Raw genomic sequence first — 13,369 nt, forward strand, 5'->3', positions numbered from 1 at the left:
CTCATGTTGATTTCTACTGCAACACTCCTCTCCTGGTCTGCCGTGCCTGGATGGTCGCGCGACCTGTCCCCCGAATTCCTGAAGGAGTTGCGACCGTGTTCCGTACCCGGTTCACCCGTCGTCTTCCGGCCACCGTCGCGGTTGCCGGCCTCGCGCTCGCCGCAGCGGCGTGCGGCGGTGGTGGGTCGACCAGCACCAGCGCCCAGGCTGCGCCCACTGCCAGCGCGGCTCAGCTCAACGCCAACGCCGACCTGTCCAAGCAGTCGCTGCAGGTGACGGTCTGGGACGGTTACACGCCCAAGGAGCTGCCGGAGAAGGCCAAGGAAAAGCTCAAGATCTCCAACATCAAGATCAACCTGCACGACACCAACGAGACGGCGATGGGCAAGCTCGCGCCCCCCGGCGGTGGCGACAGCGGCATCGACGTGGCGTTCGTGTCGGGACAGTACGCCCAGGCGCTGTGGGAGCAGGGGCTGCTGGAGCCCATCCACCCCGAGCTGATCCCGAACCTGAGCAACCTCTACCCCGAGGCCACCCAGCTCTCCTACGACAAGGGCAACAAGTACTCCGTGCCCTACACCTGGGGCACCACGGGCATCTGCTACCGCACCGACCTGGTGAAGACGCCGCCGACGAGCTGGTACGACATCCTCAAGCCGGCCGACTGGGCGCAGAAGAAGGTCACCATGATGACCACCGAGCGCTGGCTGGCCCTGCCCGCGCTCAAGGCCCTCGGGTTCTCGGTCAACACCGACAAGGACGAGGAGATCACCAAGGTCAAGGAGCTGCTGATGGCCGCCAAGCCGCAGCTGCTCGGCTACGACGACACCACGTTCGGCGACAAGCTCACCTCGGGCGAGGCCCTCATGGTCGAGGCGTGGGACGGCTGGTGCCCCACCACCAGCGAGAAGAAGAACATCAAGTTCGTCGTGCCGAAGGAGGGCAGCGACCTCTGGGTGGACACCATGGTGATCATGAAGTCCTCCAAGAACAAGGAGGCCGCGCACGCCCTGATCAACTACATCCTCGACCCCGAGATCCACAGCTGGGCCGCCGAGAACATCAACTACAAGGTTCCGAACAAGGCCGCCATGGACAAGGTGAAGGTGCCGGAGGGCTCCCTCCTCGGCATCAAGCCCGCCGAGCTGCTCAACGGCGAGTCGATCCGCGACCTTGGTGAGGCGTCCACCAAGTTCACCCGCCTGTCGACCGAGGTCACGGCGAAGTAGGCACGTGAAGAGCCAGACCAAAGCCCGGCCGGCGCCCGTGAAAGGGCGCCGGTTCTTCGCGCGCAGGAGCTCGGCCGGAGAGAGCGAGGAACGAGTCAACGGAGGCCGAAGCGGGCGCTCCATTGGACTCGCTTTCGCCTTTTTGTCCCCGGGGCTGGCGTACCTGATCGTCCTGCTGCTGGTCCCGCTCGCGCTGGTGCTCAGCTTCACGGTCTTCCAGCGTGGGCGGTTCGGCGGCATCGTCTACGAGTTCACCACCGAGAACTTCGTCCGGCTGATCGACCCGCTCTACCTGGGCGTCGTGCTCAACTCCCTCAAGATCGCCGGTATCACCACGCTGATCGCGCTGCTGATCGGCTACCCCACGGCGTACTTCATCGCCCAGCTGCCCCGCACCTGGAAGACGATCGCGCTGGTGGCGATCGTGCTGCCGTTCTGGACGAACTTCATCATCCGCGTCTACGCCTGGATCATGCTGCTCAGCGGCCCCGGCATCGTGAACTCCGTCCTCGGCACCGAGCTGGAACTGCTCTACAAGGACGGCACGGTGGTGACCGGGCTGCTCTACTCCTACCTGCCGCTGATGGTGCTGCCGCTGTACGCGACGATCGAGAGGCTGGACCCGCAGCTGCGCGAGGCGTCGGCCAACCTGGGCGCCTCCGCCTTCACCACCTTCCGCAAGGTGACGCTCCCGCTGACCGTCCCCGGCGTGCTGACCGGCTGCATGTTCGTGTTCGTGCCCAGCTTCGGCAACTTCGTCATCCCGGAGATGCTCGGCGGCGGCAAGTCCATCATGGTCGGCAACCTGATCCGCACCGAGTTCCTCAAGGCGCGCGACTGGCCCTTCGGCTCGACGCTGGCGCTGGCCCTGATCGCGGTGCTCATCGTGCTGCTGATGATCCAGTCCTGGGCGGCCCGCCGTGCGTAGGTCGAAGCTGCTGCACATCCCGTTCTGGGCGACGATCGTCTTCCTGTACCTGCCCATCGCCGTGCTGGTCGCGATGTCGTTCAACTCCGGCGAGTCCGCCTACACCTTCGAGGGCTTCAGCCTCAAGTGGTACGGCGCGCTCGCTGGCGACGAGCGGGTCCTGAACGGCCTGGTCAACACGTTGATCGTGGCCCTGGGCTCGACCGCGATCGCCACCGTGCTCGGCACCCTGCTGGCCGTCGGCCTGGCCCGCCACACGCGCTCCAGGATCCTGGACGCGGTGGCCCTGATGCCCGCCGTACTGCCGGACCTGGTGCTCGCGATCGGCCTGCTGATGCTCTTCCTCACGCTCAGGCAGACGCTCGGCATCCACTCGGTGATCCTGTCGCACGCGGTCTTCTCGATGGCGTTCGTGGCCGCGGTCGTGCGCACCCGCCTGACCGGCGCCGACACCTCGCTGGAGGAGGCCAGCCGGGATCTCGGCGCGGGCCCTCTGACCACGTTCATGAAGGTCACGCTGCCGCAGCTCACGCCGGGCATCATCGCCGGCGCCCTGCTGGCGTTCACGCTCTCGCTGGACGAGTTCGTCATCGCCTTCTTCACGATCGGCAACGCCGACCCGACGCTGCCGATCGTCATCTACTCAATGATCCGATTCGGGGTGACCCCGGAGATCAACGCGCTGGCCTCGATCCTGCTGCTGGTGAGCTTCACCGCGGTGATCGCCGGGCAGCGTCTGACCAAGATCGGGGAAGCCCGTGCTCAAGATTGACGGCGTCACCCGCAGGTTCGGCGAGGTGACCGCGCTGGACAAGGTCTCACTGGAGATCGGCCAGGGCGAGTTCTTCGCGCTGCTCGGCCCGTCCGGCTGCGGCAAGACGACGCTGTTGCGCATCCTGGCCGGGTTCGAGGCGCCGGACGCGGGCTCGGTCACGCTGGACGGCAAGGACCTGCTCTCGCTGGCGCCGAACAAGCGGCCCATCAACCTGATGTTCCAGTCGTACGCGCTGTTCCCGCACATGACCGTCGCCAAGAACGTCGCCTACGGCCTGGAGCGGGAGAAGCTGCCGCGCGCCGAGGTCAAGGAGCGCGTCGGCGAGGTGCTGGAGACGGTCGGGCTTTCGGCGCAGGCCGGCAGGAGGCCGCAGCAGCTGTCCGGCGGCCAGCGCCAGCGCGTCGCCCTGGCCAGGGCGATCGTCAAGCGGCCCCGCCTGCTGCTGCTCGACGAGCCGCTGTCGGCCCTGGACAAGAAGGTCCGCGCGGACATGCAGCTGGAGCTCAAGAGGCTCCAGCACGAGGTCGGCATCACCTTCGTGGTCGTCACCCACGACCAGGAGGAGGCCATGTCGCTGGCCGACCGCATCGCGGTCTTCGACAGCGGCCAGGTCCGCCAGGTGGACCGCCCGGTCGAGCTCTACGAGCGGCCCCGGTCCCGCTTCGTGGCCGACTTCGTCGGCGCCAACAACCTGTTCGAGGGTACGGCCGGCGCCTCCGGAGACCTGCGCACCGAGAACTTCGGCACCCTGCGCGGCACCGCCGTGGCGGAGCTGCCGGAGGGGACCAGGGCGCTGCTGGCGGTACGGCCCGAGAAGGTCGGCCTGACCGAGGAGGGCACTCTGACCGGGAGCGTGCTGGACGTCAGCTTCTACGGCGGCGTCTCCCACATCTCGGTCGAGGTGCCCGGTCTGGCCAAGCCGGTGCTCGTGGCCGTCCAGGGCGCCGGCACGGTGAGCGCGGGCGCCAAGGTCGGCCTCCAGTGGGGGGAGCGGGACGCCGTCCTGCTCCCCATAGGTCAATGAGTGAGGTCGTTGCCCGTCGCCGAGCGGGCGTAGGACAGGATCAGCTCCACCGCCTCCGCCGGTCCGATCACCGGATGGCGGGCGGTGATGCGGTAGCCGTAGGCGTCCTCCAGCGCCACCAGGTTGCGGGAGATCGTCAGCGCGTCCGCGGTCAGCCTGAACACGCCGAGCGCGGCCCCGGTGTCCAGGATCGACTGGTACATCGACACCTGGCGGTCGTACAGCGAGGTCAGCAGGACGCCGTACATGCGGTTGCGCCCGGCGGCCCCGCCGAGCTCGTTGAGCAGGCGCACGTCCGGGTCGAGCGGCCCGGTCGGCAGCCCGGAGCGGATCGTCATGACCAGTTTCTCGACCGGGTCGGTGACGGTGGCGATCTGCCGCAGGCGCTGTTCGTAGAAGCGCTCCATGCCCGCGTGCTGGGCCTCGACGAGCAGTTCGGCCAGGTCGGGGTAGTGGTAGAGCACGGCTCCGGAGGTCAGACCGGCCTCCTCCGCCACGTGCGAGAGCTGCACTCCGTCGACGCCATGCCGGATGATGGCTCTGCGCGCCGCCTCGATCAGATCGAGTCTTCGGTCCGTGCGGCTCTTTCGCTGGGCCACGCCCACCCCCGTTACGCGACAGTTCAGGAAATTCGTCACCATATTGCCGTGAAGTTGACCTTCGCGCTAGATAAGTTTTGAATTCCCATTCAGTTTTGATGTCCCCGGAGTGACCACATGGCTCTCACCATCCTGTTCATGCCCGAGAGCGCGTACGGGCCGACGAACAACAGCATCGGCATCGGCGACATTCTCCGCCGCCGCGGCCACCGGGTCGTCTTCGCCGCCGAGGCGTCCTGGAAGGGCAAGCTCGAGGCGCTCGGCTTCGAGGAGGACCTGGTGGACCTCGCGCCTCCGGCCGACGACGCCGAGGAGCAGGATCCAGGCCAGTTCTGGAAGGACTTCATCCGCGACACCGCGCCGGAGTACCGCAAGACCACTCTCGCGCAGCTCGAGACCGTCATCAAGCCGATCTGGGACTCCCTGATCGACGGCGTCAAGTACTGCGAGCCGCAGCTCAAGGCCATCATCGAGCGCGTGAATCCCGACGTCATCGTCGAGGACAACGTGATCACCTTCCCGGCTCTGCTGACCAGCGGCAAGAAGTTCGTCCGCATCGTCTCGTGCAACCCGCTGGAGGCGCGCGGCGCGGACATCGCCCCGGTCTTCTCCGGCCTGCCCGCCGACGACCGCGCCGAGTGGGACGCCTTCCGCGCCGAGTACGACCGCACCCACCGGGAGATCTGGGCCGCCTTCAACGAGTGGAGCGTCGAGCAGGGCACCCGTCCGCTGCCCGACCTCGACTTCATCCACGAGGGCGACCTGAACCTCTACGTCTACCCCGAGGTGCTGGACTACACCAACGCCCGCCCGCTCGGCCCCACCTGGCACCGCCTGGACTCCTCGGTGCGTGAGACCGAGGACGCCTTCGAACTGCCCTTCGAGCGCGGCGAGGGTTCGCTGATCTACTTCTCGCTGGGCTCGCTCGGCTCCTCCGACGTCGCGCTCATGCAGCGCGTCATCGACGTGCTGGGCACCACCCCGCACCAGTACATCGTCTCCAAGGGCCCGCTGCACGAGGAGATCAAGCTGGCCGGCAACATGTACGGCGCGGAGTTCCTGCCCCAGACGCAGATCATTCCGCTCTGCGACCTGGTCATCACCCACGGCGGCAACAACACCACGGTCGAGTCGATGCACTTCGGCAAGCCGATGATCGTGCTGCCGCTGTTCTGGGACCAGTACGACAACGCCCAGCGCGTGGACGAGCTCGGCTACGGCGTGCGCCTGTCCACCTACACCTTCACCGACGAGGAGCTGAAGGGCGCCGTCGAGCGCCTGCTCGGCGACACGGAGCTGCGGGCCGAGCTCGCCGCCACCGGTGAGGAGATCCGCCAGCGCGACGGCCTGCGCAAGGCCGCCGACCTGATCGAGCAGCTCGGCCTGAAGTAAGTCCCGGTACGGCCTGCCGTACCGGATCGTTCGAGGAAAGAACCCCATGCGCCAACTGATCAACCCGGCCACCGGGCAACCCTTCGCCGACCTCCCCGACACTCCGGTGGAGGCGGTGGCGGCAGCCGTACGCAGGGCCAGGGCGGCCTTCGCGGAGTGGTCGCAGACCACGCCGGCCGAGCGGGCGCGGCTGCTGCTGCGCCTGGCCGACCTGGTGGAGGCCGACGCCGAGGAGCTGACGCGGCTGGAGGTCGAGGAGACGGGCAAGCCGGCCGCGGTCTTCCGCGACGGTGAGCTGCCCTTCGCCGTCGACAACCTGCGCTTCTTCGCCGGCGCCGCGCGCTCGCTGGACGGCTCGGGGGCGGGCGTCTTCAGCGCCGGCTACACCTCGGTGATGCTGCGCCGCCCGGTCGGGGTGGTCGGGTCGATCGCGCCGTGGAACTTCCCGTTCATCATGGCCGTCTGGAAGGTCGGGCCCGCGGTGGCGGCGGGCAACGCGGTCGTCATCAAGCCCGCGCCGCACACCCCCCGCTCCACGCTGCGCCTGGCAGAGTTGTTCGCCGCGGCGGGCGCGCCGGAGGGGCTGGTGCAGGTCGTGCTGGGCGACGCGGCCGTGGGCGAGGCGCTGGTCACCGACCCGGGCGTGGACATGGTCAGCGTGACCGGCTCCACCGAGACCGGCAGAGCGGTGATGACCGGCGCGGCCAGGACGCTGAAGCGCGTGCACCTGGAGCTGGGCGGCAAGGCGCCGGCGCTGGTGTTCGAGGACGCCGACCTGGAGGCGGCGGCGCACGGGGTGGCCATGGGCGCCACGTACAACACCGGCCAGGACTGCACCGCCGCCACGCGCGTGTACGTCGCCAGGACGGCCTTCGACGACGCGGTGGAGGCCCTGCGGGCGACCCTCGCCAAGATCACCGTAGGCGACCCCTGGGACGCGGGCACGGACATCGGGCCGCTGGTCTCGGCCGCCCATCGCGAGCGGGTGCACGGCTTCGTCACCAGGGCGGGCGGCACGGTCGTGCACGGCGGCGCCCCGATCGACGGCCCGGGCTTCTACTACCCGCCGACGCTCGTGACGGGTGTGGCGCAGGACAGCGAAATCGTGCAGGGTGAACTTTTCGGTCCGGTCCTAGTTGTCCTTCCGTTTGAGGACGAAGAGGAGGCGGTACGGCTGGCCAACGACACCAGGTACGGCCTGGCCTCCTCGGTCTGGTCGAGGGACGTGGCGCGGGCCATGCGGGTGTCTCATCGCCTGGATGTGGGCGTGACCTGGGTAAACGACCACCTGCCCATCGCCAGTGAGGCGCCGCACGGCGGCGTCAAGGGCAGCGGCTTCGGCAAGGACATGAGCCAGGAGGCGGTTCAGGAGTACTCGGTGACCCGCCATCTGATGATCAAACATGCCGCCCCGGCCGAGCGTGATTCGTTCCGGCCGGCCTGAAAGCTAGTGGCGAAACCGACCGAAATGACACGTTTGGTCGTGTTTGATGGGAAATGCACGGTTGGCCGATCTGGTCAGGGTTGTGTTCCAATTACCCACGCCCGCGGAATCCCATGCGCCGCACGCGTGTCAGATTTTCGAGCACGTAGCGCGAGAGGTTGCGAGAGTCAGTGAGGACCGAAAACCCCAGGCACGCGACGCCAGGGGAGTACACAGGCGGAAGGTTCCGGCTGGCTAACTGGCGTGTGCGCTCGCGGTTGGTGGCCCTGATCCTCATCCCCACCGTCGTCGGTGTGCTCCTCGCCGGTATCCAGTTGGCCGACGCCATCGCCACCAGCACCGAGTACCGGCGGCTCACCCAGGTGGCCGAGCTGGTGCAGCGCATCGGCGCGCTCTCCCACGAGCTGGGCAAGGAACGTGCCCTCACCTCGTCGTACATCGCCGACCAGCGACGCCCCAGCCGGATGGCCCTGCTGCGCACGCAGCGCGCCGTCGTCGACACGGCCAAGACCAAGGTGCTCGACAGCACCGCCGCCATCGACGACGCGCACTCGCCCCGCGTGCGCGCCGAGGTCGAGACCATGCGCCGCTGGCTCATCGGCCTCGACGGGCTGCGCGAGTCGATCCTCGGCGACAGCGTCCCCTCCCGAGCCGCCATCCGCACGTACTCGACCCTGATCGACGTGCTGGAGAACCTCCAGGACGAGCTCGACAAGGTCGGCGACGACGACAACCTGATCAAGGACGTGACCTCCCTCGGCGCCCTCCAGCGCGGCAAGGAAGAGGTCTCCCGGCAGCAGGCCATCCTCTACGTCGCCCTGCTCGAGCGGAAGCTCGACTACGACGACCTCTCGGACTTCCTGGGCTCCTGGAACGCCCAGCAGGCCGAGCTGGCCGTCTTCGAGCAGGAAGCCGACCCCAAGTACGCCAAACTCTACGCCGACACCGTGAAGGGCCCGGAGATCGACCGCGCCGACGCCATGCGCCAGCGCGCACTGGCCCAGCTGCGCGAGTACAAGGAGATCAGGGACCTCGACGTCACCGTCAGCCCGCGGCGCGAGCTGCAGTACTGGTACGACAGCACCACGCTGGCCGCCAACGCCATGCGCAAGGTGGAGGACAACCTCGCCACCGCCGTCGTGACCAAGACCCGCGAGCTCAGCGACACCGAGCAGCGCAACGCCATCATCTCCGGCGCGCTCATCCTCGTCCTGCTGCTTCTCGTCCTGGTCATCACCACCCGCGTGGCCGGTTCACTGGTCCGCCCGCTGCGCCGCCTGCGCGCCGAAGCCCTGCAGGTCGCCACCACCCGGCTGCCCGAGACCGTCCGCGTGCTGCGCGAGTCCGGTGACGCCGCGGCCGCGCCGGAGGTGCCCTCGGTCGGCGTCAACACCCGCGACGAGATCGGGGAAGTGGCCCGGGCCTTCGACGAGGTCCACCGCGAGGCGATCCGGCTGGCCGGTGACGAGGCCAAGCTGCGCGCCAACGTCAACTCCATGTTCGTCAACCTCTCGCGCCGCTCGCAGACGCTGGTCGAACGCCAGCTCCAGCTCATCGAAGGATTGGAGCAGGGCGAGGAGGACGAGAACCGGCTCGCCAACCTCTTCCGCCTCGACCACCTCGCCACCCGCATGCGGCGCAACTCGGAAAACCTCTTGGTCCTCGCCGGCCAGGAAGCCGCCCGCAAGTGGAGCGAGCCCGTCCCCCTCGTGGACATCGCCCGCGCGTCGCTGTCCGAGGTCGAGAACTACGAGCGGGTCCAGATCCAGATCCCGTCCGACATCCAGATCGTCGGCCCCGCCGTCACCGACGCCGTGCACCTGCTCGCCGAGCTGATCGAGAACGCCATCTCCTTCTCGCCCCGCGAGAGCCGCGTCAGCGTCACCAGCTCGCCCGCCGAGGGCGGCATCATGGTCACCATCAGCGACCTCGGCATCGGCATGACCGCCGACGAGCTCGCCGAGGCCAACTGGCGCCTGGCCAACCCGCCCGTCGTCGACGTCTCCGTCTCCCGGCGCATGGGCCTGTTCGTGGTCGGCCGCCTGGCCCTGCGCCACGGCATCCGGGTCCAGCTCCGCATGCGGGAGCCCGGCGGGCTCAGCGCGCTGGTCATCCTGCCCGACATGCTCATCGCCGCCGCCGCGGGGATGGTCCCGTCGCCGCGTGGTCAGTACGAGAGCTTCACCAACTTCGACCCGGCCATGCTGGGGGCGCCGCCGTACGCCGACACCCCCGAGGTGCGCACGAACGAGTCGCTGGCCGACACCCAGTGGCCGGGCTCGATGCCGGTGCCGGACAACGGCGGCTGGAATCCCTACGGCGAGGCGCCGCCCTCCGGCGAGCAGCCTGTCTTCGGCGGGCAGCCCGCGTTCGGCGAGCAGCCGCCGTACAAGGAGCCGTCGTTCGGCGAGCCCTCGTTCGGGGAGCCGTCCTTCGGCGAGCGGGCGTCTTTCACGGACCAGCCGTCCTTCGGGGAGCGGGCGCCGTTCACCGACCAGCCGTCCTTCGGCGATCAGCCCGCGTTCGGTGACCAGCCCGCATACGGCGAGCAGCCTGTGTACGGCGAGCAGCCGTCGTTCGGGGAGCAGCCCGCCGCCCCCTCGGCCGCCGCGCCCTCGAGCGACATGCCGAGCTGGCCGTCGTTCGCCGAGCAGCCGCCGCCGCTGGAGATCGAGCAGCGCTGGCCCTCCTTCGCCGAGCCGCCGCGCCGGATGGACGACGAGCCGGGGCAGCGCCACTGGCCCTCGTTCGGCGAGGACTCGAACTGGCCGTCGGTGGAGCCCTCCAGCAACGGCAACGGCTCCGCCGGCGGGCTGTTCACGCCCTCCTACAACAGCGACTACGCCTCGCAGGACCTGACCGGGCCGCTGCCGGTCGTCGGCAGCTCGCCGATGGACTCCGAGGGCGACGACTTCCTGCCGATCTTCTCGTCGGTGGGCTCGGACTGGTTCCGCCGGCCCGACCCCGACCCGCTCAAGGCCAAGCAGCCGCCGTCCGAGCCCGAGCTGCCCGGCCCGTCCACCGGCTCGTTCGGCGCGGTCGGCCAGGACGGCTTCGGCCGCGCGGCGTTCGGCGGCGCCGGGGAGGGCACCGGGACGTTCGGCGGCGCCGGGGAGGGCGCCGGGACGTTCGGCGGCGCCGGCACCTTCGACGGTGCGGGCAGCGGGGCGTTCGACGGTCCGGGCAGCGGGGCGTTCGGCGGCGCCGGTGCGGGCGCGCCCGCCGGTTCCGGCGCCTTCGGCGCGGGTGGTTTCGCCGAGGACTCCTTCAGCGGCCCGGGCACGGGCGCCTTCAGCGGGCTCGGTCCCGCCCGCGGCTTCGAGGACGCCCTCGAGGCCGACGCCCCGGCGACCATGCCGCACCCGGTCATCCCCGCCGACGGCCCGCCGCCCCCCGGGATCGGCGGCTCTGCACAGGGTCCGGGCACTCCCGGCGCTCAGGGTCCCGGTCCTCAGGGCCAGGGCCTCGCCGGAGGCCGTTCCGCGCTGCCGCAGCGCACCCCGGGTCAGTCGGGCGCCGGCGCCTCGTGGTCCTCGCCCGCCGACAGCGGTTTCAAGGCCGCGCAGGCCGCCGCCGAGCCGGTCAGGGGCGGTACCACCGCCTCCGGCCTGCCGCGGCGTGTGCCCAAGGCCAACCTCGTGCCGGGTACTGCGGGCGCCACCGAGCAGCCCCCCGCGACGTCACCGGCCCCGCCGATCTCGCCCGAGCGCCTGCGCAGCAGGCTCTCCAGCTTCCAGCAGGGTGTACGGCAGGGCCGTGAGGATCTGAAGGAGAAGGAATGAGAGAACTGAGCCAGGGAGCGCGTGGCATCAGCTGGCTGATCACCGATTTCGTCAACAACGTGCCCGGTGTCGCCCACACTGTCGTGGTGTCGTCCGACGGCCTGCCGCTGGCCTTCTCCGAGGGGTTCCCCAAGGACCGGGCCGACCAGCTCGCCGCGGTCGCCTCCGGTGTGATCAGTTTGACCCAGGGCGCGGCGCGCGTGTTCGAGGGCGGTATGGTCACCCAGACCGTCATCGAGATGCAGCGCGGCCTTTTGATGATCATGTCGATCAGTGACGGCTCGTGTCTGGCGGTGCTGGCGTCGCCCGACTGCGACATGGGCCTGGTGGCCTATCAGATGACGCTGCTCGTCGAGCGGGCCGGCCAGGTGCTGACGCCCGCCGTACGAGCGGAGCTGCAGGCGGCCCGCCCCCGCTAGCCGGGCGGTGACAGGAGATCATGGTGTCAGGTCAGGGTTGGGCTGGTGATAGCACTCCGCCGCATCCGTCGGCGTCCCGTCCGCAGAAACCGAGCTCTCTGGTGCGGCCCTATGCCGTGACCGGAGGGCGGACGGCTCCGCGGATGAAGTTTGCCATGGAGGCTTTGGTTTCCTCCGTGACGTCGGAATACCAAGACATTTCACTCTTGAGTCCGGAGTATCAGGCGATCATCCAGCTGACGAGAAATGTGCGGTCGGTTGCGGAGATCTCCGCTCTTTTACGGCAGCCTCTCGGGGTGGTCCGGGTGCTGATCGCCGACATGGCGTCGGAGGGCCTGATCCGCGTGCACCAGCCTGCGCTGGACGCGGGGAAGCCGGACCTCAACTTGCTCGAAAGGGTTCTCAGTGGACTTCGCAGGCTCTAGCCCCGGCCTCACCTCGACGAAGATCGTCGTTGCGGGGGGCTTCGGCGTGGGCAAGACGACGTTCGTGGGAGCGGTCTCGGAGATCCTGCCGCTCACCACGGAAGCCGTCATGACCGACGCGTCGGCCGGCGTCGACGACGTGTCGCTCACGCCGACCAAGACCACCACGACGGTGGCCATGGACTTCGGCCGCGTCTCCCTCGACCGCGACCTGATCCTGTACCTGTTCGGCACGCCCGGGCAGCACCGGTTCTGGTTCATGTGGGACGACCTGGTCCGCGGCGCCATCGGCGCGGTCGTCCTGGTGGACACGCGCCGCCTGGCCGACAGCTTCCCCGCCATCGACTACTTCGAAGAGGCCAAGCTGCCCTTCGTCGTCGGCGTCAACGGCTGGGACGGCCACTTCCTCCACAACGAGCAGGAACTGCGCGAAGCCCTCACCGTGGGCGACAGCACTCCGCTCGTCCGCCTTGACGCCCGCAACCGCGAGTCGGTCAAGAGCACGCTGATCACCTTGGTGGAGCACGCCCTCACCCGGCAGATCGCCCCCGCCTGAGCCCCCGCCGCGCACCTCTCGCGGCGGGGGCCCTTCTCCCTCTGGTAGCTAGTAATGTTGGGTACTGGAAGGGGGTGTGCGATGCGCAAGCAGATCACGGAGATGCTCAAAGGCACGCTGGAGGGCATCGTGCTGGCGATCTTGGCCGGTCGGCCCGCCTACGGTTACGAGATCACCGCGTGGCTGCGCGATCAGGGCTTCTCCGACATCGCCGAGGGCACCATCTATGCGCTACTGGTGCGGATCGAGCAGCGTGGCCTGGTCGACGTGGAGAAGGTGCCGTCGGAGAAGGGGCCGCCGCGCAAGGTGTTCTCGCTGAACGCTCAGGGGCGCGAGCAACTGGAGGAGTTCTGGAGAACCTGGAGCTTCCTGGCCGGACGGCTCGAACAACTCCGTGAGGGAGGGAAGTAGCCATGGCCGCAGAGGTGAAGAAGGGCTGGCGGTTCCTGGGGGTGGTCACCGGGCCGCTCGGGGACAAGAAGCGCTACCGGCGCTACCGCGCGCGGGTGGCGGGGCTTCCGGCCGACTATCGCGCCGCGGTTGAGGCGCTGGATCGCTACATGCAGCACTTCGCGCCGGGCGACGCGGAAAGCCTGCTGAAAATGCTGGAGGACCTGGCCGATCTGTTCGAGCAGAGCGCGGCGGACGGGACTCCCATCCGCGACGTCGTCGGACAGGATCCGCTGGAGTTCGCCGAGACCTTTCTGCGCAACTACGCGGACGGTTCGTGGATCGGCCGGGAGCGGGCACGGCTGACCAAGGCGATCGACCGTGCCACGGGCGGGCAGCAGTAGAA

General features: G+C 69.0%; 13 protein-coding genes. 12 read left to right on the plus strand and 1 reads right to left on the minus strand.

Annotated elements, in window-relative coordinates:
* Positions 1-95 precede the first annotated feature (95 nt).
* From FVE25_RS28045 to FVE25_RS28060, 4 genes are all read left to right on the plus strand, one after another.
* Positions 96-1,229: a polyamine ABC transporter substrate-binding protein gene (locus FVE25_RS28045; protein WP_181019733.1), complete on the plus strand. Its 1,134-nt coding sequence runs from the start codon at positions 96-98 to the stop codon at positions 1,227-1,229.
* A 142-nt stretch (positions 1,230-1,371) separates the two neighbouring features.
* Positions 1,372-2,157 carry an ABC transporter permease gene (locus tag FVE25_RS28050; protein ID WP_246267541.1) on the plus strand — a complete coding sequence of 262 codons (786 nt, stop codon included), beginning with the start codon at positions 1,372-1,374 and terminating at the stop codon, positions 2,155-2,157.
* Positions 2,150-2,929, plus strand: coding sequence for an ABC transporter permease (locus tag FVE25_RS28055; protein WP_157250061.1), 780 nt, complete (start codon positions 2,150-2,152; stop codon positions 2,927-2,929). The genes FVE25_RS28050 and FVE25_RS28055 overlap by 8 nt, the downstream gene beginning before the upstream one ends.
* Positions 2,916-3,956, plus strand: a complete 1,041-nt coding sequence (locus tag FVE25_RS28060; RefSeq protein WP_157250062.1) for an ABC transporter ATP-binding protein — start codon at positions 2,916-2,918, stop codon at positions 3,954-3,956. Before FVE25_RS28055 ends, FVE25_RS28060 begins: the two co-directional genes overlap by 14 nt.
* Here the strand turns inward: FVE25_RS28060 and FVE25_RS28065 are convergent.
* On the minus strand, positions 3,950-4,555 hold the full coding sequence (locus FVE25_RS28065) for a TetR/AcrR family transcriptional regulator (RefSeq protein WP_246267542.1): 606 nt from the start codon (positions 4,553-4,555) through the stop codon (positions 3,950-3,952). The two genes, FVE25_RS28060 and FVE25_RS28065, sit on opposite strands and share 7 nt — an antisense overlap.
* 117 nt (positions 4,556-4,672) lie before the next feature.
* On the opposite strand from FVE25_RS28065, the gene FVE25_RS28070 reads away from it, so the two are divergent.
* From FVE25_RS28070 to FVE25_RS28105, 8 genes are all read left to right on the plus strand, one after another.
* On the plus strand, positions 4,673-5,947 hold the full coding sequence (locus tag FVE25_RS28070) for a glycosyltransferase (RefSeq protein WP_157250064.1): 1,275 nt from the start codon (positions 4,673-4,675) through the stop codon (positions 5,945-5,947).
* A gap of 25 nt (positions 5,948-5,972) precedes the next feature.
* Complete coding sequence (locus FVE25_RS28075) at positions 5,973-7,391, plus strand: aminobutyraldehyde dehydrogenase (protein ID WP_281367905.1); 1,419 nt, start codon at positions 5,973-5,975, stop codon at positions 7,389-7,391.
* Between the two features lie 260 nt (positions 7,392-7,651).
* Entirely contained in the window at positions 7,652-11,173 is a 3,522-nt protein-coding gene (locus FVE25_RS56420; RefSeq protein ID WP_181019734.1) for a sensor histidine kinase, read from the plus strand.
* The gene (locus FVE25_RS28085) at positions 11,170-11,592 is read left to right on the plus strand and encodes a roadblock/LC7 domain-containing protein (RefSeq protein WP_157250067.1); all 423 of its coding nucleotides are present in this window, start codon (positions 11,170-11,172) and stop codon (positions 11,590-11,592) included. The genes FVE25_RS56420 and FVE25_RS28085 overlap by 4 nt, the downstream gene beginning before the upstream one ends.
* A 23-nt stretch (positions 11,593-11,615) precedes the next feature.
* On the plus strand, positions 11,616-12,017 hold the full coding sequence (locus FVE25_RS28090) for a DUF742 domain-containing protein (RefSeq protein ID WP_425489511.1): 402 nt from the start codon (positions 11,616-11,618) through the stop codon (positions 12,015-12,017).
* Positions 11,998-12,573 (plus strand): GTP-binding protein, encoded by a 576-nt coding sequence (locus FVE25_RS28095; RefSeq protein WP_157250068.1) that lies wholly within the window; start codon positions 11,998-12,000, stop codon positions 12,571-12,573. Before FVE25_RS28090 ends, FVE25_RS28095 begins: the two co-directional genes overlap by 20 nt.
* An 81-nt stretch (positions 12,574-12,654) precedes the next feature.
* Positions 12,655-12,984, plus strand: coding sequence for a PadR family transcriptional regulator (locus FVE25_RS28100; protein ID WP_157250069.1), 330 nt, complete (start codon positions 12,655-12,657; stop codon positions 12,982-12,984).
* Between the two features lie 2 nt (positions 12,985-12,986).
* The gene (locus FVE25_RS28105; RefSeq protein WP_157250070.1) at positions 12,987-13,367 is read left to right on the plus strand and encodes a DUF1048 domain-containing protein; all 381 of its coding nucleotides are present in this window, start codon (positions 12,987-12,989) and stop codon (positions 13,365-13,367) included.
* Positions 13,368-13,369 lie beyond the last annotated feature (2 nt).

This window comes from Nonomuraea typhae (assembly GCF_009760925.1).
Lineage (GTDB): Bacteria > Actinomycetota > Actinomycetes > Streptosporangiales > Streptosporangiaceae > Nonomuraea > Nonomuraea typhae.

Bases quoted from the DNA above. Each gene is read 5' to 3' on its own strand.
- FVE25_RS28085 (WP_157250067.1), top strand. From the start codon at position 11,170: ATGAGAGAACTGAGCCAGGGAGCGCGTGGCATCAGCTGGCTGATCACC.
- FVE25_RS28100 (WP_157250069.1), top strand. From the start codon at position 12,655: ATGCGCAAGCAGATCACGGAGATGCTCAAAGGCACGCTGGAGGGCATC.
- FVE25_RS28105 (WP_157250070.1), top strand. From the start codon at position 12,987: ATGGCCGCAGAGGTGAAGAAGGGCTGGCGGTTCCTGGGGGTGGTCACC.
- FVE25_RS28070 (WP_157250064.1), top strand. From the start codon at position 4,673: ATGGCTCTCACCATCCTGTTCATGCCCGAGAGCGCGTACGGGCCGACG.